A 24058-nucleotide genomic window follows, 5' to 3' on the forward strand; every position below is an offset into this window, starting at 1 on the left:
TGGGCTCACCTCCCTTACATGGCAATGGGTTTTAGGTGAACACGCGGAGCTTGCCCGCGCGCTTGCGACTGCGTTTCGCCCAGGCGGGTGAGGAGAGCACCAGGCGGCGGGCGTGCCGCGCGCCGATCAGGCACACCGCAAGGTCGATCTTGTGCGGTGACTCGCGGCCTTCCTTGGCGACCGACACGCCGTAGCGGTTCGGGGCTCGGCGGGCGTTGAGCACGTGCCGCCGTAGCCGGCGGTCCCCGTCGTGGGTCATGGACTGGTCGCGGATGTCCACGAGGGACCGTTGCGCGGCAACGGTGAATTCCTGTGTCCGGGAACGCATGTCGAACGCCACCGCGTGGTGGGTGCGGCCGGCGGTCGCCTCGATCAGCAACCGGTCCCCGAACGCCAACGCCCAGCCGTCCACGTAGGACTCGAACTCGCGGACGTCCGCGAGGAACGCCACCACGTCGTACTTGTCGAATGCGTCCCGCACGGCCCGGTCCGCCTCGGCGCGGTTGACCTCCCACGCCTTGCCCGCCACGCCCTCGGGCTTTTCCTGGACGTGCAGCACGACCGGGTGGCCGTCGGAGATCCGCACCGCCACCAGACCGGTAGCGTCGTCGTTTTTGGATCCATCAAAGAACATTGCGATTGTGTCCTTTTCGGACACTGGTTCCCGCGGAGCAAGTCCGCAGGCGTCCCACTCCTGCGCCGTGACCCACGCCGTTGCCGACGCTCCGCGCTGGTTGAAGAAGTATCTCCGTGACTCCTCAACGGTTTTCGTCACGTCCCAGAACTCGGACTCGACGATGCTGGCGAGATCCATCCACTCTGCCGCCGGCCCGTATGCCTCGGCCAGCGCGGCGACCATCGCCGTCATGTCCGTCAGGTCCACATCGGCCGGTGCCTGCCGGTGGTCCCACAGCAGCCGAGAGGCGCGGGACCGTCCCTCTCGGATCGCCTGGGCCTGCCGGTCGACTTCCTCCAGCACGGAGTCTTCGCCGGCCTGGTACATGGTGGACGTCATCAGCCCCCATGGCTCGCCGTCCTTGCGTTTGCGTAGGTTGCGGTCGACCGTGCGGAACATCCTGCGCAACTCGCCGGTGATGTAGAGGTGCGGTTCGTCGAACACCGCCAACGTCTCCTTGCCACCGTCCTTTGCGGACGAACTCGCGGTGGACGGGACGATCTCACCGCCGCCGGGGATCACGATCCGCGTGAGGCCGGCGGCCCCGGTCGGCAACCCCTCGGACAGCGGCCCCTCGGTCAGGTTGTGGTGGACGACGTCGTAGGTGTTGCCGGCCTGAGTCTCTTCTGTTGCCAGGCAACGGATGTAGGGGTAGGTGACCATGCGGCCCATGGGTTCGCCGGGCGCGTACTCATACACGAAGTCACGCCACCGGAAGACTTCTCCTCCTTCGGCGAACCCGCTGAACCGGGCCGGGCCGAACGCCTCGAACAGCGCCAGCCACCCGGCTAGCTCGGACTTGGCGCGGCCCTTGGGGCGGACCAGGGCGGCCCGGGAGTACAGCCGGCGGCCGGCGGTGCCCAGCGCGTAGGCGTCCACCAGGAACCCGGCGAATTCGTCGTCCAACTCGGCCGGGTCGCCTTGGATGTCGCCGGGGCCGTGCACCGCCCAGTGCTCCACCCACGCCGAGGCCAGCCAGCCCAGCGACCGGCGGCGGTTGTGGGCGGGGGCGTAGACCAGTTCGCGCGGCACCGGGTCACGTCTCCTCGGCCAGCCTGCGCCGACGATCGGACAGCCGCGTCACCACGGCCGTGTCCGCCACGGCGGCCGGCTGGTCGCTCTGCGGTGCCACGTAGCGGATCCGCAGCTTGAGCCGGTCCTCATGGGTCAGGCCGAGCTTGCCGGACCGTAGCCGCAGCTCGGCCGCGCGGCTGCTCTCGCCCCGCCAGAACTCCTCGACCAGGACGGCGGTTTCCAGGCCGAACCACCAATCCGTCTCCGTCCACAGGAGAGCGTGCGGCATGTGCCGCACCGCCTCCCACCACGCCACGGTCTGTGGGTGCCAGCGTGCCCGCCCACGCCGAGGAAGGTCCGGCGACGGACCCGCGTAGGGGACGGCCTCCACCGTGGTCCAGTCGTATGTCTTCGGATTGCGGTTACGCGCATTCTCACTCGGCGGGCGACCCGTTAGCGCCACGATTCCACCCCCATTTATGGAATGCCCGGCGCCCATTACTCAATGGGCCACCTGAAGTTGCCTCACAAACGCGATTCGAGGCGTTTATGGAATAGCCCTGCGGCCGCATTTATTAATGCATTGTTGTCGCATTTCCGCGCGATTTGTGGGGGCGAGGCAAGGCTGTCACTGATCGTGAGCGGACCCACTCCAGCGGCCCCCGCTCCAGATACCCGAGTTTCATACGGACCGCGAATAGCTATGACGTACCGGTACCGGGCGTTTCCGCCTCGGGGGTACCCCCCACCCCGGTCACACACAGTCAGCGCCGACGACCAGGCCGAGCCTGGCGACCGTCGTTCTGTGCCGCTGGTGCTGCGGGTTCCTCGGTCGGGCCGGCCTCGGCGGCCGCCTGGACGCTCTCACCGTCCGCGTAGCTGGCCTGCCCGGCGTCGTCCACCAGCTCGGGCACCGCGACCGCGAGGCCGGCGGACAGCAGCCACTCGGCCGCCGCGTCGTCCCGGTCGATTACCTCGCCCACAGCACTTCCGCCAAGGGCCTGATTCAATCGCACTCGCATTGCAATTCACTCCCATTCATCGGAGATATCCGGGGTGTTTCTCGGGTGGTCGGCGGACCGGCACGCGGCGCGCTGCGGCGGCCTGCCCACCCTCGCGTCCGGATTTGGACGCGTGGCACGGGGAGCACACCCCGCGCAAGTTCTTTGGGCGGTGATCGTCACCGCGTTGAATGTGGTCGACCTCGGTCGCCGGCCGTCGCCGGCATATGCGGCACGCGGGGTCGCGGGCGAGGATTCGGGCGCGAATGCGGGGCCAGTCCGGCGGGAGGCGAGCGGCCCGGTCGCTGGTCTCCCAGCCCATCGTGACCACCCCCAACCGATCGGCGGCTGTCCACATCGGACGCTGGGAACGGGAGCGCCCCGACGCGGGGGAAGGTGCGTCGGGGCGCTCAACCGTGGTGAGTGGCGGTGCCAGGGGGGAGGCACACACCACCAACATGATCCACGCTACGTTCGGTGCTGGTCAGAGGCAAGCGACTTCGCAGACTTTGTTGCCACAGCGCCACATCGGACAACATGCCGCACCTGGCGAGGCGGAATCCCTTGCCAGGTGCGGCATTTGCCGCACCTCACGCGCTGGAGGCCAACGCACCCGCTCTCCGCCGGGACCACGACGTCAGCACCTCGGCCCGGTCGTACAGCGGCCGGGCCTTGTCGCCGTGGCGCTTCCACTTGTCCTCACTGCGCCACCGCCGCAGCGTCCCCGTGGGCACGCCCAGCCACGCGGCCAGCTCGGCCGTGTCGGACAACGGCGTGCCCTGCGCCACCGACAGCGCGTCCCACTGCTCACGCGGCCAACTGGTCCCGCAGGAACGGCAGACGATCCGGGCCGCGCCGACCCGCACCCGCAGCGCCGCCCCACAGGTGCGACCGCGTCCGGTGGACACCGGGCAGCAGCCCACGGGCAAGTGCTTGTCCAGCAGCCCCAAGGCGGCCCGCATACTGCGATGCAGGGAGGTGACCTCGGCCGCTAGGTCGGACACCCACGGCTGACGGGTGATCCAGTCCAGCCAGCGAATCAACAGGCTCACCTCACCGGAGACCGTCCGCCGGCCGAGGCCGAGCGTGCCGGACACCTCCGTGCGCAGCGCGCCCAGTTGCGGGAGCACCGCGCCCGCCCACGGCTGTGTGTTGCACCAGTCCAACCAGGACACCAACAACGTGGCGTCGCGCCGCTCGGCCTCGGACAGCGCGGGCCGCACGCCCGTGTCCGTCCGCACGACGTCGGCCCACGCGCCCAGCACCGCCAGCACGCCCACGGGTTCGCCATCCTCGGCGGCGCTGCGGGGATCGGTCAGCGCCAACACCGCGTCCACCGCTGGCGACCGTGGCCCGTATCCGGGACTCGCTCTCCCCCCGCCCGTGGACGGTGCGGGCACGGTCGCGTCTTCGGTCAGCGCGTACAGCTCCACCAGCTCCCGCAGCGTCGCCCGCAGCTCTTCGGCGCACGGGTCGCACGTCAGGTAGCCGGCCTGCGCCGGATACGCGCCGCCCGCCGCCGAGCGGCAGCCGAGTACACAGGGGACGATGGTCGATGCGTTGTGGTTCAACGGTTTTCCTCCGGATCGTCATGGGCGCCACCGGTCTCGGGCCAGCCCATGGCCTCCCGGATCTTGGCCATTCCACGATGGATTGTCGCGGCGTTGCGTGCGTTCTGCTCGGCGTCCAACCCGTGGCGGCGCAACGCTTCACCGTTGCCCTTGGTGCGGCGCGCGGCGCGGATTCGCCTGATCAGGTTGAACGGGGACAGCGTCTCCGGGCTGGTCTGGGCGTGGGCGATGACGGCCGCCTGGCACTCGCCGAGGCTGTAGCCGGCAAGCGCGTCCCGCCACTGCGCCACGGTCTCCTCCGTCGGGGCCTCCACCGGCCCGCCGTAGGCGACCACCAGGGCCAGCAGCACCGCCACTTCAGCCCGGGACATCGTCCCGGCGGCCGCGCCGGTCACGGGGTCCACTCCGGACCGGTCGACGTGTGCGCGGCGGCCAGGTCGCGCGACCGGGACGGGTGCGGGGCGGCCAGCGCCACCAGCTCACCGCGCCGCCGGCCCCGAGCGATCTCCCGCGTGCAGGGGCGGCCCGGCCCGGCGTGGCAGTGCGGGCACGCCTGGTCGAGCACGCCCAGCGCGGCGGGGTCGGCCACCGCGCGAACCCAGCCCATCCGGCCCGCCACGGCGTCCACGATGGACCGGACCCGCTCCGGGGCCGTGGGCTGCCCGGCGGGCAGCGCCAGCAGCTCGGCCATCGCCGCCGGCCCCGACCGCATCGCCCGTAGCCGCTGCGTGACGTGGCCGGGCATGAGCCATGCGGTGGACTCGGCGAAGTGCGCGTGCACCGCCTCCACGGCGTCCGTGAACGCCCACCGTCCACGGTGCGCGGCCTCGGCCCACGCGGCCACGGTGGCCTCTCCGGGCTTGCGGTTGTCGTAGGCCATCGCCACCGCCAGAACGGCGCGGATCTCCTGCTCTGTCATGGTTTCCCCTCGGTCAGGGCAAGCGGTCCGGTCGTGGTGCCGCCGCCGAGAAACGCGGCGATGTTGGCGTCGGTCGCGCTGACCGGGCCGCCGCCGGCCGCCGGTCGGTGACGCCGAGGCGGGGCCTGGACGTCGCGTTCGGCGTCGCGCTGGGCCTTGCGCATCCAGGTCCGCCAGGCCGCCGGCCAGTCCATTTTGGACGCCCTGCCGCCGCTGGCAGCGGTCCAGTAGTCCACGAACTGGTCCGTGTCGGTCCGGCCCACCAGCGGGGTGTTCTGCCGCGCCCAACGGATCATGTCCTCGGTGACGGTGAAGTCCCCGGGGATGCGGCACGCTCGCTTTCTTGCACCAACAGACGACGAAGGAGTCTGTTGGTGTTCTTTATCTTGTATCTCTTGTCTTTTACTACTAAAGATCAAAGGGGTGTGACCGACCTGCGACTCCGCTGCGAGTCGCGGCGGTGTCACGCGTGTGTCACGCCGTGACGGCGGTGGGGTTGACGTGCGCCGACGCTGTTGGCGGGCGCGGTCCGCGTCCCGTTTCGCTTCCACGTAGTCGCTGCTGGCCTGCCTCGGCCAGACGACGAAACGGAAGCCTCCGCGCGTTCGCTTCCAGATGCCGCGCGCCACCAGCTCGGCCGGGGGCTGTTCGTCGTGGACTTGGAGCACGGCCAGGGCCGAGGTCGGCACGAACCCATCGGTGAGATGGTGTGTGGACCAGGACACGGACCGAGTCCAGAGCGCGACGGCGTCACCGGAGATACCGAGGAACGCGGGATCGGCGTAGAACCCGTCAGAGAGCGGGAAAGTGGCCATGTCAGCACCCCACCGACCCGGCGGTGTGGGTTGTCATTCTGCTGTCCTCCTGTTGTGCGGGAAGGGCAAAGGGCGCGCGAGGCCGTCACCGGACCCGTGGCGGGTCCGGCGCTGGCCTCGGTGTAGAGCGGTTAGGCGGTGACGTTCTCGACCAGCGCGGCGGCGCGAGCGATCGTCCCGGAGTGCTTCTCGGCGATGCGGGTGCGCTGGGCCGGCCACCGTGAGTCTGCGGTGACGGCGTCCCAGCGCGACAGTGCGGCGTCCAATGTGGCGGCGGCCTCGGCCGCCTCGGCGTGCAACGGCCGGCGGCGCGGCGGCCCCGATTCGGCCGGCCCCGATTCGGCCGGCCCCGGCTCGGTGTCCGCCTCGGCGCTGGGCTTGCCCGGGGTGGCGTAGGACTTGCCGTCCACACCGACCACCGGGACGGGGACGGTGTCCGCCTCGGCGGGCAGGTCGCGCCGAACGGTGCGCTGATCGACGCCCAGCGCCACGCCAATCGCCCGGGTGGACAGCCCTTCCTCATGCAGCCGCGCCACGATCTCCTGACGCTGCGGCCGGGGCAATCGCACGTGGTGCCCGCCGAACTCGCCGGCCACGTACTCCTCCCACGTGCCGTAGCCGAGCTGCGTCCAGTCGCGACGCTGGTAGGCGGTCACGACGTCGTCTTGCAGCTGCGCCACCACGCCGATGCCCACGCGGATGCGGTCCGCGCGGGCGCGTGCTTCCTCCAGTGTGGATATCGGGACGTCGCCGGCCTCGGCCACGTCTGTCACGGTCGCCAACTCAGCTGGCATGACAAACCCCCCTTGTGGGTGCGGGATGTGCCGCCAGCCGCAACCGGGTGCGGATGCGGGCAGCGGTGTAGGTGGACATGCGGATGCGGGCCGCCACCTCGGCGTCCGTGCACCCTCGGCGGTGAAGCCAACTCACCGCCAGCTCTCGCGCGTGCGTGCTGACCTGTTCGGCGACAACCTCGCCGCGAACACAGCGACGGGCGGCCTCAGCGTCCACATGGGACTCCCCGGCGCCCATCACTGATCCTCGCCAAATACCATGTGCTCCAACAGGTCTGCGTTCATCTCGTACACGCGTTGCGGCTTGCCATGGTTGCCCGCGGTTCGGTCGTCACACTCCACGTAGCGGCCGGTGTCGCTCAGAAGTCCAAGCCCAATAAGGCTTTTCACTGTCGCGCCGACGACGGCCGGGTTGGTCGACTTGGGAATGTAGGGCCGCATCGTGTTCGCCGTGGTCCTCCAGAAGACGTCATCGGCGGCGCTGCGCAACACTGCGCTGACCACCGCTTCCAGGCTGTCCCGGTTGGACGGGTCGCCGACCAGCAGCGCGCACACGGCGTCCACCGCCTTGTTCGGCGGGTCCGTCTTGCTGGCGGGCAGTGGCTTGCGGGCCTCGGCGCGGCGGGCGACCACGCGCACCGCCGCGCCGATGTCGGCCGCCGTCCACCACAGCTCACGCTCGTCCGTGCACAGTGGATGCACGCCCCGGCCGACGACGTCCCACAGCTCACCGCCGCAGACCCGGCACACCGTCGCCCGCCGTACCTCGGTCATGGCACCAGAAGGAACGTGGTCACTGGCTTGGTCTCCATGCACAGCCGGGCCACGCGCGGATAGCACAGCTTGACCAGGTTGGCGGACAGCGACGTGCGCATGACGGTCTTGTTCGTCACCGCCACCTCACCGCCGATCAGCCCCGCTTCGGCTCCGCCGAGGTCGCGCCGCACGACGGATCTCAGTTCGTCGCGCGCCTTCTTCAACCGCGTTATCTGCCGTTCCACCTGGGACAGCATGTCGACGTGGGCGGCGAGGTGATCAAGGTCGGCGGTAGGCGCCGCAACGTCCATAGTGGACAGAGTGACTCGAATCGGCATGGCTGGTTCGCCTCCTGACGGCTGGGCATGGCTGGTGACCACGGGGCTTGAGACACGGCGTGCGCGTGGCCACGGCGGACGTGCGCCACCCACGGACGCCTCCCTCCCCAGGGCGCTTTCCCTTGCGGCGCAATGCCGCACCTGCGTAACCCCAGCTCCCATGCTGGTCGCCCTCCACCTTGATCACATTTCGATGCCGTGTCAAGTAAGCGGACAAGTGCCGCACCTGCGTGTGCAACCACAGATGACAGGAAGGCACGAGAGATGCCAAGATGAGACAGGGGACGGCGCGGGGCCGCCGTCCGTCGCACAATCCAGGTGCGGCATTTGCCGCACGTGCCTTCCAGGGGGGACGGCACGCACCGCTGACGGGGTAGGCGGACAGGAGGGACGCTATGGGGCGTAACAGAAAGCAGTCGGACGAACACAGTCCGTCTGTGTCCACGGAGGACAACGAGCTAGAGACCGTCGACACCCGCTTGCCCATGGACGTGGTCCGGCTGGAGTGGACGGGAGGAATGAGCGTCCGCAGTCTGGAGGCGCGGGCGGGCTTCAACCCGGGGCGGTTGTCGCAGTGGCTGCGGCCCAACAGGCGCGGCATATATCCGACCGTCTACGGCCTCCAGTCGTTCGCGAAGGCGTACCGCGTGCCGCTGGCGGTGATCTCGCGGGCGTTCGCCGCAGAGGCCGGCATACCCGAGCTACACGCGGGCGACCCGCGACCGCCCGGGCCGCCGGAGTACACGCCCGAGGAACAACAGCTGGTGGAGGACTTCCGACGGACACAGGAACCGGTGCGCTCACTGCTGGCCGCACAGGTGCACCTGGCGGCCGAGCGAGAGGGCCGCCGCGAGGTGGCCGAGGAGACCGCGTGACGGGATGCGTGGAACCACGTATGCCGCGACGCGTCGCCACGTACCGGCCGCCGGGGACTACGTATGCCGGTCCCCGGCAGCACGCAAGCCCGTTGGTGGCACTACGTATCTGAGTCCAATGTGGACGTAGAAACCGCCACTCGGCCGATGTGTTCAACGTCGAATGTTGCGCCGTCTGGGTGACTTCTCTTGCAGTGTTTGAAAAATCCGTGCTTCGCGGGTTGAGTGGGAGCGCATACACAGCAGTAACCAGCACTGACCGGCTGGACCCGTGGCTGAGCACGGGCGGGCACGGTAGAGGGCTGCCACCTCGCGCATGGGGCCGGGGTGTCACGCAGAGGGGGATCACGTGAACGACGGGGTGTTTCGGGTCGTGGATGGTCTGGACAGACCGTGGGCTGTCCGGATCGGCCTGGACGGCCGGCCCACGGTCTTGATCCGCCGGGGTGAGGTTCTACACCCGATGCTGCTGCGCTGGCTGCTCGGCGTGGCCGCCCAGGTGCCCGCACAGCGCCGCGCAGCACCGCTGGCACCGCCGGCAGCCAGGCCGGCCGAGCGGCTCGTGTACGACGTCGCGGGAGGCGCGGCCTGCGCGACGCTGCCCAAGATCGAACTAGCCGCGCTGCGCTGGCGGCCGCGCGTGGTGCTGACAGTGCACACCGACCGGGGGCCGCTCGTGATCGGCGACACCCCCACTCAGACGACCGGGCCGGCAGCAGCCGGCGGCCCGCCTGTCATCGGCGGTGATGAGCTGGTGCCGCCGGCCGCCGAGTTGCCGGCCCGGCCGAGCCTCGCTGGCCACCAGTTCGGCCGCGTGACGGCCCGCAGGCGGGTGCACCGTTGGGTGTCGGTCGCAGTGCTGGCGGTCGGGGTGCTGTGGGTGGCCGACACGTTCGACGACCAGCCGGCAGACGGCCGATACGGCGTCGCCGAGGATGTCCGCATGGAGGCCGTGACGGTTGTGACGCACGCACCGCCGCAAACCTGGCCCCGCATCACCACCTACTAGAACGCCTCCTCCGGCCCGATCGGTGCACCGTGTAGAGGGGTTACGCTGGTGACAACCTCTTCGCCGAGGCAACGCCCCCGGCCGACGGGCCGGGGGTTCGGCGAAGGGGACCAGGCGAAGAGGGTGACCGCATGAGCGGAGTTGATGAGCTTGCGGGGCTGCCGGTTGGGCAGCGCGTACAGACGATCCGCGAGCGACAGGGGAAGGCTCGCGCCATCGTCGGCGGGTTGGTCGGCCGGAATGAACAGTGGCTCAAGCGCGTAGAGAAAGGCACTACGCGCCCCACTTGGGAAGACCTGTTCCGCCTCGCTGACGTATTGGGGCTTGAACACATCGAGGACCTTACGGGAGACATGGGTACATCACCTATGGGTGTGCTGGGGATGGGCCGTCGTGTTGGCCATGACGCGGTGCCCGCAGTTCGTGAGGCAATTGAAGAGATGCCACTAGCGGTTGCGGATACGCCTCCGTCAGATCCGGGCGAATTGGCTGCACGAGCAGCGTCCGCATGGGCACTGTGGCACTCTTCGAGCACTCCGCGCGCAAGTGTCGGACAGGTATTGCCACAACTGATTCGTGACGGTCGGCACGCGGCACGAGTCCTTGAAGGAATCCCGCGCCGCGAAGCTTACGCCGCACTTTCCGGTGCCTACGCATTGTCAGAACAGTTGCTGGCATGGGTGGCGGATCCGGCATTGCTGTGGCTTGCGGCCGACAGGTGCATGGATGCCGCGATGCAGGCTGACGACCCCGAGACGTTGGCCGGGGCGGCATGGGTCCTGGGCAACGTCTGGCGGGCTACTGGCCGCGAAGACGACGCGCTAGACCTGGTCACGGACGCCGCAAATTTGCTGGAACCCTATTTGAATGGCGACAGTGTCAACACCCGAGCACTTTGGGGCGCGTGTCAGCTCCATGTCAGCATCACTGCGGCGCGGCTTGGGCGAGAAGGCGACGCGTTGTTCCGCCTTGACCAGGCCAACGATATGGCTGGGCGGCTACCAAAGGCGTTCGCGCATTCGTGGACAATTTTTGGTCAGGCCAACACGGACCTGACTGGCGTCACTGTCCATGTGGACCTACACAAGGGCGGTCGCGCACTCGACCGCGTGAGTCAGGTTGATCCTGATTCCATTCCCTCGCTTGACCGGCGTGCACGACTCTGGTTGGAAACTGCACGGGCATACGCGCAAAAGAAGGACTACACGAGCACGTTGCACGTGATGCAGCGGGCAACATCAATCAGCGCGGAATCCATGCGGTCCCACCCGTTGGCGCGCGGCATCGCGGGCGAACTCGTGACCTCCGGCGGCCGGCTGGTGGCGAGCGAGGCTCGCGGCCTGGCGAAGGTGCTCGGTCTGGCCGTGTAACGGTCGGAACGTGTCCCCCCTTTGAGGGGGTCAGAACTTGACCCCTTGACACCCGGTTCAACAACCGAACAGCAAGCGCTGAAGATCACTCCTACCGTCATCGGCCGGCACTGACCAGGCTCGATGCGCGGAGGAGTGATCTTTTATGTGGAGCGACAGTCTCGGCGTGTTCAGCGTCGTTGGTGGCTTGCTCGGCATAGGTGCCGCGTTGGGCGGAATGGTCGGTCTCTGGCGCTTCGTAGAGCACCGCCGATACCTCCGCGACATCGATGCCACCGACCCTGTAACCGCTCACCGTCCGCCGGTCAGATCACACCGTCGTTTCCGGCTCGTGTGGGGCGGTGGCCGTCATGTCGGCTGACGCTCTCGGCGGGCTCGTGTTCCTGTGCGGGCTCGGCGCGGTGCTGACGGGTGTGTTCGGCGGCCGTGTCATCGGCGAGCGGCTGCTCCGCTTGCACTTCCGGCGCGCTCACGGCATGAGCCCGCTCGACGCCCGGGTTACCGCCGAGCTGGTCATTGCCGGCATGGTCGAGCCCCCGGCGCGTCGCCGCCCCGCTCGGCCGTTGCCGCCGGCATCCGGCCGTAGTTGGTTTGTCCGGGGTGGTTCGTCGTGAGCTACCGAGCGGATGCCTTGTGGTGCATAGGGATTATCGGCGGCGTCGGCGTGCTGGGCATCCTCGGTCTGCTGGCGACAGTCAAGTACGACAGCCCTCGACACGCGCTCGCCGCATTCATGCGCCTTGCCGGCCGGCCCTTCCTGCGGCTCTACCGGCGGCTCGACAGGGGGCGTGACTGATCATGATCCTGATCATTGCCCGGATTGAATTCGCAGGCTTTCTGTTGGTGCTGCTGGGTTCTGTCGCTGCCGCCTACATGTGTTCACGCCGGCTGACGATCGGCGACGTGCTCGCCCGCGCTCGAACCATTCCCGTTCTACGGATCGTCGTCGTCGCGTTGCGCCCTCGCTGGCTGCACCGTCGCGCCGATCCGGCCTGCCGGCCGGCGTGGTCCCCGACGCGCCGACCGGCCCCGATCCCGGTCGCCCGCGCGACCGCCGAGCCGTCCGACGACGCCCCCCGCGTCACCGGCTCGCCGGCAGCGACCGGGACACCCGGGCCGGCGGTACCGATCCCCCCGCAACGGGGCGGTGCCGTCGGTCCGGCCCTCACGTCTGCCGATCCGGCAGACGCGCCGTCACTGGCAAGTGTCACGGCAACCGCCCGTGACGGCGTCCTAGCACCCGCCGGCAGGGACGGCGGGAAGTTGCACCGGGGTTGCGGCGGCGACCGCCCCGGGGCAACGAGCGGCGGCAGCGCGACAAGCACGAGGGGTGCGTTGCCGCCGCACTCCATTGGGGAGTGAGGGTGCCGTGAACGGGGCCGCAGAGCCGCCGGCCGGCAAGACGCTGATTCGGTGGTTCATCCCGACCGAACCGCAGTTCGACGCCATCGTTGAGCGGCCACACGCCTTTGAGTTGCCAGAGAACTACGTCCGGCCCGATCACTACATCGGGACGTGTGGCGACTCGTTCATTCTCAATGACTACTCCCGTGAGACTGGCGACGAGTCGAACCGTTGTCCGGTGTGCGTGCGCAACCTGCGAGGTAAGTCGTGATGCTCTCGACGACCCCGGACCACATCGCGTGGTGGTGGGCGCGCTCAGTCGCCGCACGCCAGTTGCACACGTTCCGAGGCACGGTCACCCGCCCGCCGAACAGTGGCAAGGACATAACCGCGCTGTGCGATGAAGTTCGAACGTTGCCGCCGACGCCCGTATACGGAGCGCGCGAGCGTCCGCGTCTGCCGAAGTGCCCGAAGTGCGTAGACCGTGCGGCAGATTTAGAAGCGAAAGGCTTCAAGGTGATATCCAATCCGGCTGTGATGTGACTAGAGGTGTTCGCATGACGCAACTCATGACCAGGAATACGCTAATACTTCCGGAGCTGATCACGATCGAGCCTGGACGCAACAAACATGCGCGACTGTCCGACAGATGGCTTCCGCCTGACGTGTATCAGGAACTCGGCAATTCCAAAAAGTTTCCGGTCGGCGCTTACTCGCTTTACCGCTTCCTTTGGCAGACGGCCCACGCGCGCATTGGCGAGCTGGATTTTCGAGCACTTACGCGCAGATGGGGTTCTAGGCAGAACGACCCCGATTCGGTGCCGTGCCTGCGCAGCCTGCTTGTCGTCGCCGTGAGCGCGGAAGCGCTCGCCGATAACGAATTCCTAAAGCGAGAGCCGACCGAACGCGGTGAACACTGGACGGTCCTAACCCGTCCATGCCACTTTGCCCTTTAGTTGACATCGCAAACCGCCAGTTAGGGCTGGGGACAATTTATGAGAGTGGATGAACGAGCAAACCACAATGGCATTGTCACTATCGGCGGGTTGTTCGCCCGTCGAGGCGTTCAGGCAGGCACCGTGTCCGCCTTGAGTATCACGCCTGACGCGGACGGCAATCGGGCTGAACGTCGCGCGGCAGCGCGGATGAAGAAAAAAATTGCCCGCCAGCAGAGGTAAAAGGGGGTGAACGGGCGTGACCAGCACGCTAAACCCTGAGGATGACTGGAGCGAACCGGTTGTGACTGATCTGCGAGAGAACTACACCCCCTATCAGTCCGATGATTCGTACGTGGCACCGGAAGACAATCAAGCACCCTGGCGGTGAGGGTCGCCGGCATGTCCACGTGTTATCCGACGAGTTGACAGATCGGAAAAGTGGGACGAAATGATAGCGAGGATGTCCAGCGGCTACGCGGGTCGCAGGGGTAAATGTTGTGTCTGTGGCACGCTGGCTTCCCCTGGGGTCGGTGCGCCTGCGGACGAGCACAACAACCCGGAAACGGGTCAGCCTTGCGAAGGCGTCAGCCTGGGCACGAACTGACCTAGGTACAGCGAAACGCCCCCGCGCTCATGGGGATAGAGCGCGGGGGCGTTTCGTTGTAGACCCTGATTGGTCAGACTTGAGGAGGCGGTGAGATAATACCGCCATGAAACTACCCGAGCTTGATGAGCTCATTAGGGACGTGATCGTTGCCGACGATCACCCCGGGATTGTGGGCGTCGAACTCCTTGCGGGCGGCGACAACCCGAAGACGTATCACCCACGCGTCAAGGTTCAATACGCGGACGGCGGAAGTAGCACTATTCAGGTCTTCACAGTGTCCGGGCCGAAGATTTCGAACGTCGGCAAATACGCGGTGCCTCAAGAAATGTTGCCTCGGGAGGCGTTGTAATGCAGAACGCACTCTTTAAGGCGTACCTGTTCGACCTGCTAACGAAGGCGAACGACCCCCGCATTAGCAAGGTTGAGAGGTGCGACGCAGACGGGCAGCCCGCTATTCGCATCATGGACACCGATGGCGTAACCGTCGTGTTGTCAATTGTGAATGCCTCGCCGCCGGGTGGCTCGGCGGTAGAGGCGCGCAATATCGTCAAGGAAGGGGCGACGCCCCGCCCCGTGCCCGAGGTTGATCCGGAGTGGCAACACCCCAAGGTGCGGGCGGTACCAGCAGTGAGGGAGTGATGCCAGCGTGGCGGACGAAAAGGGACACTGCCCGGTCTGTGGCCAGGTAGCGACTGACAGCCCCGGTCAGACGGTCGGCCCGCATCAGGACAGGAGCACCCGTACTGCGTGCTCCGGTAACGGCCAGACGTCCAACTAGTCCAGACGCAGCGAAGCGCCCCCGTGCTCATGGGTACTGAGCACGGGGGCGCTCCGGCGTTCAGGGTACGACGCGGCGGTATGGGGCCGGGACGCTGTCCTCCAGACGGGCCGACCGGGGGCCTAAGCTACAACACAGGCTGGCCGTCGTAGTGCGTGACCTGCGAAAACAGTCCTGTCGCCCTAAGGTGCGTAAGTCCGAACTTGACTTTACCCGCGTTCAACGAGGGTAAGGCGTCCTTCCCTGCACAAGGGGGAGGCCGACACACAGTGGGTACTTTTGCCGTCTGTTGCGTGCCGCCGCCCGATCTACGCTCGCCTCCACAAGGTCGCCGACCAGGGAGGGAGTGGGATGGACACCGGTCAGTACGAGGTGCGTCCGGAGGCCATGCGGTCCGCGGTCGGCAATATCGGCGGCATCATCATGCAGACCGTCAACGCCGTGCTCGACCTGGAGGCGCTGGTGTTGGCGCCGACCTCTTTCGCGATGATCGGCGACGCGGTGGCGTCAGGGAACGTCGCGATGCAGGCCCAGCAGGTCGCCGCGTTGCAGTCGCTGCTGAAAGGCCTCCAGGCGGTCAATGACCTGATCCGCAAGAGCGCGGACGCCTATGACGACGCCGATCGCGCGGTGGCGCAGGGGTTCGGCGGCAGCCCGTCGGCGGGCACGGCGAACACGGCCAGCCTGTGGTCGAGCCCGGCCGCGGGCCTGGTGGCGGCGCAGGCGTTCAACGACAGCGTGGGCGGCGCCGGCGATCCGCACTCGGTGGCCAACGTGCTGGACTACCTGGGGCACGCCGGCCTCGGCCACGACTCGTCGGCCGGGCAGTTCGCCCACGACAGCACGGGTTTCGCCAACTGGCTGGACTCGAGCCCCGATCACCAGGCCCAGGTGGGCGTGATCGGCGTGTACTCGGGCGTGGCCCGCAATCTCGGCGACATTCCCGGCGGCGTGCACGCGGGCGACGTGGTGGTGGTCAACTCGGCCATCGGCGTCGCCGGCGCCGGCGGGCAGCTCTACAACCACGGCCTGCTCACCCCCGACTTCGGCGGCCTCGCGATGGTCCGCGTCTACCGTCCGATGCCGGCCTGACAGGAGAGACCACCGTGTTCACGTTCCCGAACTCCAGCGCCATGGACGCGACGGCGGGCTCCGGCGGGCCGATCACGTTCCTGCCGCGCATCGTCACCGGCCAGCCCGAGCAGGTCGCCGCGCACGTGGCCCACGTGCTGGACAAGGCCAAGCAGTTCGTCACGCTGATGGACGACTTCGCCAAGGCGGAGAAGCAGCTGTCCCAGGTGTGGTCGGGCGCGGCGTCGGAGACGGCGCTGAAGAAGATCACCGACTCGCTGCAGTCCTTCGAGAAGATCATCAAGGTGGTGCAGGAGGGCGCGCAGCTGCTCGGCGTGGCCGGCACGCTGGTCAAGACCGCGCAGACCGCCTACACCTCGGTGGTCTCGGCGGTGAATCCGACGGTCGCGGCGCTGATGTCGAACCCGTGGACGCATGCGGCGGCCGTGGCCCTGTCCACCGCGACTTCGGCTTCGTTGCGCGGTTTCATCGAGGCCATCGGCGGCCTGCTCAAGACATTGGGGCTGACCAAGCTCGGCACGGAGCTGACGACGCTGGCGTCGATCGTCCAGGAGCTGGAGAAGCTGTTCGGTGGCAGCAATTCCGCCTCCGCGTCGACGCCCGCGGGCACGACTCCGTCGACAACGACCGTGACGAGCAACCCGGTGACCGCGCCGGTGACGCCGCCGCCGGTGGCCTCGCCGACCGGGCAGCAGGTGACGTCGACGCCGACTGTGTCGCAACCGAATCCCTACAACTACACGCCGCCCGCGCTCGGTGGCACGGGAACCACCGCCCCGAGCACGGCCGATTCGTGGATCCCGGTCGACCCGCCGGCCGGGACCACACCTTCCACCGGCACCGTCACCACGCCGCCGGCCACCACTCCGCCGGCCACGACCACTCCGGTTTCCGACCCCGGCGTGATCAAGGTGACCACGACGATCGGCAGCGAGTCGACGACCGTGGAGATCCCGACCGGCCATGACGCCCAGGTGGACGTGGACATCCCGGTCAACGGCGAGCACGTCACCGAGCACATCTCCGTGTCGGGCACGGGCAAGGTCTCGGTGTCGTGACCGACATCTCCGGGGTGGTCGCCTCGGTTCTGAACCGATACGTGAGCGTGCTCGACGAGTGTGCGAAGCAGGTCACCGGCGACCCTGGTGCGCTGCAACAACAAGCGCAGCGGCAGGCGGACGAGGCGTCGAAGCTGGCGGCGGTGTCCTCGGACATGACCGGCTGCGCGGGCAAGAGTGATGCCAGCTGGCAGGGCACCGCGCAGCGGGCGTTCGCGTCGGCGGCGGGCGTGCTCACCAAGGACATCGACGACGCCGTGCAGCAGCTGAAGACCGAGTCGCAACGGCTGTCCATGACGGCCAACGCGATTCAGACCACGATGGCGGCAATGGACACCGTCCGGGCCGAGTTTCTTCAGTACGCCAAGGTTCTGATCGACGAGGCGCGGACCGCGGCGACCGGGTCGGAGCAGGCGTTCCTCAACGCGGCCCAGCAGTTGGGCGACTCGGCGGTGAAGTCCGCCACGGCGTTGAGACAGCGGCTGGCCGACGCGTTGACGCAGTTGTACGGCCTGAAGCCGGAAACCGCGGAACCCGCTGAGACCGCGGAGAAAAAGGAAGACGAGGGTCCCGGCAAGGTCAAGGTCGATCTGACGCAGCTGAAGAAGGGCTCGCTGTCGTGGATCGGCGACGAGATCCTGGACGGGCGCAAGCGGCCGCGCTCGGTGCCGTCCTGGTTCTCCAACTCCGGCTGGTACAAGCTGACCGAGGACGGCGTCTCCGGCACCCGAGCGCCGAAGAAGGACGACACCCCCTTTGGCGACGCGGAGCTGCCTGAGCACACGTCGACCGGCCAGAAGATCTGGCACAGCACGGATATCACGCTGCTCAAGGGCGAAGGCGTGCTCGGTGACGAGAGCTGGGGCAAGAAGGTCGGCGACAACGTCGACGAGGCGCACGCCTACCTCGGACCCCGAGCGACCTGGGACGGGTCGGCGCTGGTGCACGGTGGTGAGTTCCGGCTCGACGGCAAGGTGCAGGGCACCCTGGCCGACGTCGGCGCGAGCGGTGCGCTGACCGACGGCGTCATCACGGCCAAAGGCGATGTCGACGCCTACGTCGGCGGGCAGCTGGGCGGGCACCTCGACGGCAGCTCGCACGGTGTCGCCGCGCACCTGGATGCCTTTGCCGGAGCCAAGCTCAGCGGGTCGGCCGGTGTCGACGTGGCGGGCATCGGCGTCGGCGCGAAGGGCGAGCTGGAGGCCGGCATCGGCGCCCAGTTCGACGGACAGGCCACAATGGACAACTGGCACGTGAAGGTCAACTTCAAGGTCGGTGCGGCGCTCGGGGTCGGTGCCAGCCTCGGCGCGAACATCGACGTGGACCTGCCCAAGGTGTGGGAGACGGCGTCGCACTACGGTCATGAGGCGTACGAGTCGGTGAGCAACACGGCGTCGCAGGCGGCGCGGGCGATCGGATCGGTATGGTAGAGCTGCCGCTGGGACTGGACGTGCCGGACGGCTGGGTTCCCGTCGACCCGGCCGAATCGGGGGCTCCGGGCGCGGCGCTGGTCGTCGTGCTGCCGACGCCCGAAGGGGAGTTCACGCCGAACATCACCGTCGGCGTCGGTGAGCCACGGTCCACTGTAGACCTTCGTGCCGCCGCGGATGCCGCTGTCGAACGACTGTCCGAAGTGGCCGACGAGCTCGTGGTGCGCAGCCGTCAGGACGTGGGCGACGAGCCCGCGCCTGGTGTGGCGCAGGTGATCGACCTGCTGGTGGGGGGCCAGCGGCTGGCGCAGTACCAGGTGCACCTGTCGATTCCGTTGCCGGACAACGAAGGGCACGTGGCGGTCGAGCTGGCCGGCACCTGCACGCCGTCGCAGGCCGAGCGGGCAGTGCCGGACTTCCAGCGGGTGGTGGCCAGTTTCCACCTGCGCGCGGACGAGGAGTGAGAGGCGGATCATGGACCTGGAGACCGGTGTCGATGTGCAGGGCCTGCTCGATCAGGTGCGGGTGCAGCAGGAGCAGGTGCAGCGCATCCAGCGTGGCGTCGAGGCCATGGAGGTCAAGGGATATTCGCGCGGCAACGAGGTGACCGTGTCGCTGAAGGGCAGCGGGCAGTTCACCGACATCAGCATCGACCCCGAGTCGCTGCGCCGCTACAACGCCCGTGACCTCGGGGACATGGTGCTGGAGGCGGTGAACGACGGGTTGCGCAAGATGGCCGAGGCCACCAGCGCCCGGTTCGCGCCGGTGATCGAGGCGGCCGGCCGGATGGAGCGGTTCACGTCATGATCTCCACGACGCGCCGGATCACCGTTGTCACTCCCCGGGCGCGTGTGGATGTCGCGCTGCCGGTGCAGAGCACACTCGCCGAGTTGGTGCCGCAGTTGGTGCGGTTGTCCGGGGCCGAAGGCCAGGCCTCGCCGGACAATCCGGGCTGGGTGCTGTCCCGGCTCGGCGATTCGCCGTTCCCGCCGGGCGTCACCGTCGCGGCGATCGGCCTGCGTGACGGCGAGGTCCTGCATCTGAGCCCCCGCGAGCGGCAGGTCGTGCCGCTGTTGTTCGACGACGTGGTCGATGCCATCGCCAGCGTCGCCGCGACCAAGACCGGCGCCTGGGCCGGCCGGATCGCCCGCCGCTCCGCCCAGCTGGCCGCTGTCGCCGCCTTGCTCGGTGCCACAATCCTGCTCGCCGCCGGCCTTTCCGGGACCTGGTATGCGCCCGTGGCCTGCGGCTCGTTCGCCCTGATCCTCCTGCTCGCGGGTGGTGCCCTGGCCCGGGCCTACGGCGACTCCGGCTCCGGAGTTTCCTGCGCGGCGGCCGGCGTCGGCGCTGCCCTGTTGGCCGGCTTGACTGCTGTGCCGCCTTTTGTCGTGTCCCTGGACGTTGCTGCCCTCGCTGCCGGCTTGGCCGCCTTGACGGGCTATGGCGTGCTGGCGGCGGTGTTGTTGTCGGACCGACTGCCCTGGTTCGGCGGCCTCGCCGTCGCGGCCGCCGCCGGGACGGTCACCGCCGCCATCGTGCTGTTGTCCGGGGTTCCCGTCGTTGGTCCCGCCGCGGTGTTGACGGCCGTGATGACGGCGCTGGCCGCCCTGGCCCCGATGTTGGCCCTGCGGCTGGGAAAGCTGCCGCTGCCGCGCGTGCCGGCGGATATCGAATCGTTTCGAGCCGAGGAGGAACCGACCCTCGGGCCCGACGTGCTGAATCAGACCGCCAGCGCCGAACGGATCCTGACCGGCCTGCTCGCCGCGCTGGCGCTGGCCGGCGTCGGCGGGGTTTTCGCCTTGTTGACCGACGATTCGCCTTGGCCGGCGGCGCTTTCCGGTGTGCTGGGCGTGGTGTGGTTGCTGCGCTCGCGGTCGTATGCCGGCACCGCGCAACGGCTTGTGCTGCTGCTGGCCGGTTTGGCGATGCTCGGGCGGCTCGGGGCGTGGCTGGTGACCTGGCAGCACGGGTCCCTGGTCGCCGTCGCGGTGCTGGCCGTGGCCGCGATTCTGTGCCTGGCGCACGCAAATCGTATCCGCCGCGGCCTGCGGTCCCCGTACTGGTCGCGGATGATGGACGTCGCCGAGTTCCTGGGCCTCATCGCCATCGTGCCGCTGGTCGGGGCCGTCCTGAACGTCTACGAAGTAGTCCGCGGCGTCCTCTGACCCTCGCGAGTCCCGCCCAGCGTCACACCGAAATACGGTTTCCGGCAGAACTGAGCCTCAAGGCTCGTTTCTGCACGAAACTGCATTTCGGTGTGACTGTGAGCGGGACTCGCCGGGGTTCAGTCGGGGGTGGCCAGGGGGAGGGAGCGGAGGAGGGCGGGGGAGTGGCGGCCGTTGGCGGGGTAGAGGTCGGCGGCCAGGCGGCGGATCAGGGGCGTGAGGGGCTGGTGGGCGTGCTTGGCGAGATAGCCGACACGGAGGGACACGCTGGTCTCGGTGGTGCCGCTGGGGGTTCGGCGTAGCAGCAGCGACGTGCACGTGAACTCGGTGCCGGGAACCAGAACTCCCAAGACCTCCGTGGCGACGCGAGGGCCGGGGGCGAAGGTGGTCTGGGTGAGGCGGCCGATGGACCAGGTGCGCCAGGACTCGGAGACCGTGACCACGGGGCGAGAGCCGGGGGTGTTGCCGGCGAAGGCTCGTGGGTCCGCGCCGAGGGCGACGAGCAGGTCCTGACGGAGCTCGGGCTCGTCCAGCACGACAGCGGCCTGCCCGGCCTCGGCCAATCGGCCGACCAGACCAAGGGCGGCGCTGGCGGCGGCGCGGTCGGAGCCGGTGGAGCCGCCGCCACGGGCCAGCGCGGCGCCGGGGGCGACAGAAGGCCGGTACCGCAGGGCCAGCCAGTGGATGCGCATGGGCTCGACGGAGGTGGGACCGGGCACGGTCCACACGACGAGCTGAGCGCCGGCGAGGGGGATGTCGGAGCGCTGCTGGGCCTCGCGCAGCGCCGTGACGAGAACGTCGAGCTCGGGGCGAACGCCGGACGGCAGCCGGACGACGGCGATGCGGTCGGAGTCGCTGGCCGCGAGACCTACACGATTGCCGGCGCGGTCGACGTGACGGGCGAACCGAAGGCCCGGCAGCACGGCGGCGATGGGGTCCTGGGACGGGGACGGCTTGGCCCGGCGGAAATAGGCCAGCCGAACGCCGATCCACTGGTACAGGCACAGGCCGCCGCGGCGGACGGACGTGGCGGCGACAACCAGGACGGCGGCCGAGGCGACGGCGATTGCGGTCACGTCGAAGGGATTCACGGTGACCAGAACCGCCAGTGCGGCGATCTGCCACACGGCGATCTGGCCGGCCGTGACCGGGCGCAGCCACCGTGCCCTGAACCGGGGCCCGGCCTGCGTGCTGGTGTCTGTCAACGTCATGAGGCTGCGCCGCTCCCTGCCCTCGCGTCCGGCAAAGCTGCCCGAAAATCCACGAACTTGTCCCGGGCGCCGCAGGCAGCATAGGTATGCTCGGGTCGCCCCGTACAGAGGGATTTCTTACCGGGCAAGGGATTTTCGCAACACCGTCTTGGGGGCAGTGTCTGGGGGCACGTGGTGTGGACGCAGCGGGACCAGATCCAGGCGTACCAGTTCCTGCGCCGCAGGCTGGTGTCGGCGCTGGTGGCGGCCGACGCGAACCACCCTGTCTCGCCGAGCCGGCGGCTGGTGCTGGGCGTGTCGATCGGGGCGGGCGCGGCGTTGCTGGTCACGGCGGTTTTCGGCGTGCTGGGTGTGATCAACCCGACCGGTGACGCCGATTGGCGGCAGGGCGGGCAGGTCATCGTCGAACAGGAGACGGGTGCACGTTTCGTGCTGGGCCAGGACAAGCTGCTGCACCCGGTGCTGAACTTCGCCTCGGCCCGGCTGCTGGCCGGCGGCAACGGGGACAAGACGGTCACGGTGCCGGCGGCCACGCTGGCCGGGGTGTCCCGCGGCCCGGCGTACGGGATCCCGGGCGCGCCGGATTCGATGCCATCGACGGATCGCTTGCTGGGCACGGCGTTCACGACCTGCACGAGCACGTCGGCGGATCATCCCGTTGGCGTGGAGCCGGTGTCGACGGTGGTGCTGGGCCCGATCAGCGGCGGCACACCGGAGCCGAACGGCCAAGGCCTTCTCGTGCAAGCGCATTCCGGCGACCGCTACCTGATCAGCGCCGGCCGTCGCTACGCGCTGCCCGACGCGGCCTCGGTCACGGCCCTCGGCTACGACGGCATGCCGTTCGTGCCGGTCGCCACCGCCTGGCTGGACACTGTGCCGGCGGGGCAGGGTCTTGGCCTGATCAGGGTGGACGGCAGCGGCGCAGGCGGACCGAGCGTCGGCGGCAACGCCACCCGGGTCGGTCAGGTGCTTCAGGCCGACAACGACGGCTTCTATTTGGTGCGCAAGGATTCCGTGCAGGCCATCACCCAGACCGAGGCGAGGCTCGTCGCCGGCAATCCGGCGAACACCGGCACTCGCACGGTCCAGGTTTCTACTGCGGACGTGAACTCCGCGCCACGGGCGGCAGTCTCCACTGTGGACGAGAACGCCGGCGGCTATCCGATCAAGGTGCCGCAGGTCGTCGCCACCATCCCGGCGATGATCACGTTGTGTGCCAATGGCTCCAAGGTGACGGTCAGCAAGGACGTGCCGCTGCCGGCCGACGCGCATCCGATCACCGTCACTCCGACCGATGCCCGCGGTGTGCAGAACGTCTACGTGCCACCGGGTTCGGGCGCTCTGGTCAAGGACCGGTCGAACGCGCTGTACCTGATCACCGACACCGGTCGGGAGTACCCGGTCACGGACGCCGATGCCGTGAAGGCGCTGGGCTATGGCAGTGTCCAGGCGCCGGTCGTGGACACCAGCCTGCTCGCGCTGCTGCCGAAAGGCGCGGCGCTGGACCGGACCGCCGCAACGAAGCCGGCTCCGGTGAACTGAGGGGAGTGGTCTGATGGGGGCCGAAGGGGAGCCGATCGTCGTCGGCGTGATCGAGGACCATCCGCTCTACCGTGCGGCGGTGGCCCGGGTGCTGGCCGACGCCGTGGACATCGAGCTGGGTGTGGTCGCCGACTCGGTCGGCCGCTTCGCCGCCGGCCGGCAGCGGCCGGACAGCGTGGTGGTGTTGGACCTGAAGCTGCGGGGAGTGCACGACGCGGCCGCGGTGCTGGAAGTCGTGGGCATGGGCCACAAGGTGCTGGTGGTGTCGGCTCACGCCGGCCAGGCGGAGGTGCTCGGCGCCATCGCGGCCGGCGCTCGCGGCTATCTTTCCAAGGATTCCGACGGCGACGAGATTCTGCGTGCCGTAAGGGAAATCGCCATCGGCAACAGCTACGTGTCGCCCACGCTGGCCTCGTTCGTGCTCAATTCGTCGCGGGAGCGGCACAGCGGGCCGAAGCTGGTGCTCTCCGACCGTGAGCGGCAGGTGCTGTCGCTGCTGGCCGCCGGGGAGCGGGACCAGGACATCGCCGAGGCCATGAACATCACCGTCCGAACGGTGCGGTCCTATTTGGACCGGATCCGCGACAAGACGGGCCGTCGGCGGCGGCCCGAGCTGACCCGACTGGCCATCGAGGAGGGCATCGCCCACCGGGTGGACTGAGCGGGTCTGCTCGAAACCGTATTTCGGTGTGCCGGAGAGCGGGACTCGCGGGGGTGGACATGGGGGTGCCCCCGGACCAGAGGTCCGGGGGCAC

General features: G+C 68.7%; 28 protein-coding genes. 17 read left to right on the forward strand and 11 right to left on the reverse strand.

Going from position 1 to position 24058, the window contains the following annotated elements; genetic code table 11:
- Positions 1-31: 31 nt before the first annotated feature.
- From AB0M73_RS37655 to AB0M73_RS37700, 10 genes are all read right to left on the reverse strand, one after another.
- On the reverse strand, positions 32-1708 hold the full coding sequence (locus tag AB0M73_RS37655; RefSeq protein ID WP_363901543.1) for a Terminase: 1677 nt from the start codon (positions 1706-1708) through the stop codon (positions 32-34).
- Positions 1709-1712: 4 nt separating this feature from the next.
- Entirely contained in the window at positions 1713-1979 is a 267-nt protein-coding gene (locus AB0M73_RS37660) for a hypothetical protein (RefSeq protein WP_363901546.1), read from the reverse strand.
- 475 nt (positions 1980-2454) lie between these two features.
- Complete coding sequence (locus tag AB0M73_RS37665; RefSeq protein ID WP_363901549.1) at positions 2455-2673, reverse strand: hypothetical protein; 219 nt, start codon at positions 2671-2673, stop codon at positions 2455-2457.
- A 608-nt stretch (positions 2674-3281) separates the two neighbouring features.
- On the reverse strand, positions 3282-4262 hold the full coding sequence (locus AB0M73_RS37670; protein WP_363901552.1) for a hypothetical protein: 981 nt from the start codon (positions 4260-4262) through the stop codon (positions 3282-3284).
- Positions 4259-4657, reverse strand: a complete 399-nt coding sequence (locus AB0M73_RS37675) for a hypothetical protein (protein WP_363901555.1) — start codon at positions 4655-4657, stop codon at positions 4259-4261. Before AB0M73_RS37675 ends, AB0M73_RS37670 begins: the two co-directional genes overlap by 4 nt.
- Complete coding sequence (locus AB0M73_RS37680; RefSeq protein WP_363901558.1) at positions 4654-5181, reverse strand: hypothetical protein; 528 nt, start codon at positions 5179-5181, stop codon at positions 4654-4656. The genes AB0M73_RS37675 and AB0M73_RS37680 overlap by 4 nt, the downstream gene beginning before the upstream one ends.
- Entirely contained in the window at positions 5178-5477 is a 300-nt protein-coding gene (locus AB0M73_RS37685; protein ID WP_363901561.1) for a hypothetical protein, read from the reverse strand. The genes AB0M73_RS37680 and AB0M73_RS37685 overlap by 4 nt, the downstream gene beginning before the upstream one ends.
- Before the next feature lie 650 nt (positions 5478-6127).
- Positions 6128-6790, reverse strand: coding sequence for a helix-turn-helix domain-containing protein (locus tag AB0M73_RS37690; RefSeq protein WP_363901564.1), 663 nt, complete (start codon positions 6788-6790; stop codon positions 6128-6130).
- 237 nt (positions 6791-7027) lie between these two features.
- Positions 7028-7564, reverse strand: a complete 537-nt coding sequence (locus tag AB0M73_RS37695) for a hypothetical protein (protein WP_363901567.1) — start codon at positions 7562-7564, stop codon at positions 7028-7030.
- A complete protein-coding gene (locus AB0M73_RS37700; protein ID WP_363901570.1) occupies positions 7561-7857 on the reverse strand; it encodes a hypothetical protein in 297 nt (98 codons plus the stop codon). Before AB0M73_RS37700 ends, AB0M73_RS37695 begins: the two co-directional genes overlap by 4 nt.
- Before the next feature lie 464 nt (positions 7858-8321).
- Here AB0M73_RS37700 and AB0M73_RS37705 point away from each other — a divergent pair, with 464 nt between their 5' ends.
- The 15 genes from AB0M73_RS37705 (at position 8322) to eccD (ending at position 20550) form a co-directional block, all read left to right on the forward strand.
- Positions 8322-8759: a hypothetical protein gene (locus AB0M73_RS37705; protein WP_363901573.1), complete on the forward strand. Its 438-nt coding sequence runs from the start codon at positions 8322-8324 to the stop codon at positions 8757-8759.
- Positions 8760-9222: 463 nt separating this feature from the next.
- The gene (locus tag AB0M73_RS37710; protein WP_363901576.1) at positions 9223-9768 is read left to right on the forward strand and encodes a hypothetical protein; all 546 of its coding nucleotides are present in this window, start codon (positions 9223-9225) and stop codon (positions 9766-9768) included.
- Positions 9769-9899: 131 nt separating this feature from the next.
- Positions 9900-11138, forward strand: coding sequence for a helix-turn-helix transcriptional regulator (locus tag AB0M73_RS37715; protein ID WP_363901579.1), 1239 nt, complete (start codon positions 9900-9902; stop codon positions 11136-11138).
- Between the two features lie 350 nt (positions 11139-11488).
- Positions 11489-11752, forward strand: a complete 264-nt coding sequence (locus tag AB0M73_RS37720) for a hypothetical protein (protein ID WP_363901582.1) — start codon at positions 11489-11491, stop codon at positions 11750-11752.
- Positions 11749-11934 (forward strand): hypothetical protein, encoded by a 186-nt coding sequence (locus AB0M73_RS37725; RefSeq protein WP_363901585.1) that lies wholly within the window; start codon positions 11749-11751, stop codon positions 11932-11934. Before AB0M73_RS37720 ends, AB0M73_RS37725 begins: the two co-directional genes overlap by 4 nt.
- Positions 11935-12507: 573 nt before the next feature.
- Positions 12508-12753 (forward strand): hypothetical protein, encoded by a 246-nt coding sequence (locus AB0M73_RS37730; protein WP_363901588.1) that lies wholly within the window; start codon positions 12508-12510, stop codon positions 12751-12753.
- A 286-nt stretch (positions 12754-13039) separates the two neighbouring features.
- On the forward strand, positions 13040-13438 hold the full coding sequence (locus tag AB0M73_RS37735; protein WP_363901591.1) for a hypothetical protein: 399 nt from the start codon (positions 13040-13042) through the stop codon (positions 13436-13438).
- Positions 13439-14130: 692 nt separating this feature from the next.
- Positions 14131-14376, forward strand: a complete 246-nt coding sequence (locus tag AB0M73_RS37740) for a hypothetical protein (RefSeq protein WP_363901594.1) — start codon at positions 14131-14133, stop codon at positions 14374-14376.
- On the forward strand, positions 14376-14666 hold the full coding sequence (locus AB0M73_RS37745; protein WP_363901597.1) for a hypothetical protein: 291 nt from the start codon (positions 14376-14378) through the stop codon (positions 14664-14666). The genes AB0M73_RS37740 and AB0M73_RS37745 overlap by 1 nt, the downstream gene beginning before the upstream one ends.
- A gap of 490 nt (positions 14667-15156) precedes the next feature.
- Positions 15157-15897 carry a WXG100 family type VII secretion target gene (locus tag AB0M73_RS37750; protein ID WP_363901600.1) on the forward strand — a complete coding sequence of 247 codons (741 nt, stop codon included), beginning with the start codon at positions 15157-15159 and terminating at the stop codon, positions 15895-15897.
- Between the two features lie 14 nt (positions 15898-15911).
- Positions 15912-16955: a hypothetical protein gene (locus tag AB0M73_RS37755; RefSeq protein WP_363901603.1), complete on the forward strand. Its 1044-nt coding sequence runs from the start codon at positions 15912-15914 to the stop codon at positions 16953-16955.
- Positions 16952-18385, forward strand: coding sequence for a hypothetical protein (locus AB0M73_RS37760; RefSeq protein ID WP_363901606.1), 1434 nt, complete (start codon positions 16952-16954; stop codon positions 18383-18385). The genes AB0M73_RS37755 and AB0M73_RS37760 overlap by 4 nt, the downstream gene beginning before the upstream one ends.
- A complete protein-coding gene (locus AB0M73_RS37765) occupies positions 18379-18849 on the forward strand; it encodes a hypothetical protein (protein ID WP_363901609.1) in 471 nt (156 codons plus the stop codon). The genes AB0M73_RS37760 and AB0M73_RS37765 overlap by 7 nt, the downstream gene beginning before the upstream one ends.
- A gap of 10 nt (positions 18850-18859) precedes the next feature.
- The gene (locus AB0M73_RS37770) at positions 18860-19192 is read left to right on the forward strand and encodes a YbaB/EbfC family nucleoid-associated protein (RefSeq protein ID WP_043723837.1); all 333 of its coding nucleotides are present in this window, start codon (positions 18860-18862) and stop codon (positions 19190-19192) included.
- Positions 19189-20550 carry a type VII secretion integral membrane protein EccD gene (gene eccD / locus AB0M73_RS37775; protein WP_363901612.1) on the forward strand — a complete coding sequence of 454 codons (1362 nt, stop codon included), beginning with the start codon at positions 19189-19191 and terminating at the stop codon, positions 20548-20550. The genes AB0M73_RS37770 and eccD overlap by 4 nt, the downstream gene beginning before the upstream one ends.
- A 119-nt stretch (positions 20551-20669) precedes the next feature.
- Here eccD and AB0M73_RS37780 read toward each other — a convergent pair whose 3' ends face one another.
- A complete protein-coding gene (locus AB0M73_RS37780; RefSeq protein WP_363901615.1) occupies positions 20670-21761 on the reverse strand; it encodes a type VII secretion protein EccE in 1092 nt (363 codons plus the stop codon).
- A gap of 174 nt (positions 21762-21935) precedes the next feature.
- Between AB0M73_RS37780 and eccB the strand changes: the two genes are divergently transcribed.
- Both eccB and AB0M73_RS37790 read left to right on the forward strand, forming a co-directional pair.
- Complete coding sequence (gene eccB, locus AB0M73_RS37785; protein WP_363901618.1) at positions 21936-23303, forward strand: type VII secretion protein EccB; 1368 nt, start codon at positions 21936-21938, stop codon at positions 23301-23303.
- A gap of 13 nt (positions 23304-23316) precedes the next feature.
- Positions 23317-23964, forward strand: a complete 648-nt coding sequence (locus tag AB0M73_RS37790; protein ID WP_043723843.1) for a response regulator transcription factor — start codon at positions 23317-23319, stop codon at positions 23962-23964.
- The last annotated feature ends 94 nt before the right edge of the window (positions 23965-24058 follow it).

It is taken from the genome of Kutzneria sp. NPDC051319 (assembly GCF_040682195.1).
In the GTDB taxonomy this organism is placed as follows: Bacteria; Actinomycetota; Actinomycetes; order Mycobacteriales; family Pseudonocardiaceae; genus Kutzneria.

Bases quoted from the DNA above. Each gene is read 5' to 3' on its own strand.
- AB0M73_RS37710 (WP_363901576.1), top strand. From the start codon at position 9,223: ATGCTGCTGCGCTGGCTGCTCGGCGTGGCCGCCCAGGTGCCCGCACAG.
- AB0M73_RS37765 (WP_363901609.1), top strand. From the start codon at position 18,379: ATGGTAGAGCTGCCGCTGGGACTGGACGTGCCGGACGGCTGGGTTCCC.
- AB0M73_RS37780 (WP_363901615.1), bottom strand. From the start codon at position 21,761: ATGACGTTGACAGACACCAGCACGCAGGCCGGGCCCCGGTTCAGGGCA.
- AB0M73_RS37750 (WP_363901600.1), top strand. From the start codon at position 15,157: ATGGACACCGGTCAGTACGAGGTGCGTCCGGAGGCCATGCGGTCCGCG.
- eccD (WP_363901612.1), top strand. From the start codon at position 19,189: ATGATCTCCACGACGCGCCGGATCACCGTTGTCACTCCCCGGGCGCGT.
- AB0M73_RS37735 (WP_363901591.1), top strand. From the start codon at position 13,040: ATGACGCAACTCATGACCAGGAATACGCTAATACTTCCGGAGCTGATC.
- AB0M73_RS37695 (WP_363901567.1), bottom strand. From the start codon at position 7,564: ATGACCGAGGTACGGCGGGCGACGGTGTGCCGGGTCTGCGGCGGTGAG.
- AB0M73_RS37720 (WP_363901582.1), top strand. From the start codon at position 11,489: ATGTCGGCTGACGCTCTCGGCGGGCTCGTGTTCCTGTGCGGGCTCGGC.
- AB0M73_RS37740 (WP_363901594.1), top strand. From the start codon at position 14,131: ATGAAACTACCCGAGCTTGATGAGCTCATTAGGGACGTGATCGTTGCC.
- AB0M73_RS37690 (WP_363901564.1), bottom strand. From the start codon at position 6,790: ATGCCAGCTGAGTTGGCGACCGTGACAGACGTGGCCGAGGCCGGCGAC.
- AB0M73_RS37685 (WP_363901561.1), bottom strand. From the start codon at position 5,477: ATGATCCGTTGGGCGCGGCAGAACACCCCGCTGGTGGGCCGGACCGAC.
- AB0M73_RS37660 (WP_363901546.1), bottom strand. From the start codon at position 1,979: ATGCCGCACGCTCTCCTGTGGACGGAGACGGATTGGTGGTTCGGCCTG.
- AB0M73_RS37770 (WP_043723837.1), top strand. From the start codon at position 18,860: ATGGACCTGGAGACCGGTGTCGATGTGCAGGGCCTGCTCGATCAGGTG.
- AB0M73_RS37745 (WP_363901597.1), top strand. From the start codon at position 14,376: ATGCAGAACGCACTCTTTAAGGCGTACCTGTTCGACCTGCTAACGAAG.
- AB0M73_RS37790 (WP_043723843.1), top strand. From the start codon at position 23,317: ATGGGGGCCGAAGGGGAGCCGATCGTCGTCGGCGTGATCGAGGACCAT.
- AB0M73_RS37680 (WP_363901558.1), bottom strand. From the start codon at position 5,181: ATGACAGAGCAGGAGATCCGCGCCGTTCTGGCGGTGGCGATGGCCTAC.
- AB0M73_RS37715 (WP_363901579.1), top strand. From the start codon at position 9,900: ATGAGCGGAGTTGATGAGCTTGCGGGGCTGCCGGTTGGGCAGCGCGTA.
- AB0M73_RS37700 (WP_363901570.1), bottom strand. From the start codon at position 7,857: ATGGACGTTGCGGCGCCTACCGCCGACCTTGATCACCTCGCCGCCCAC.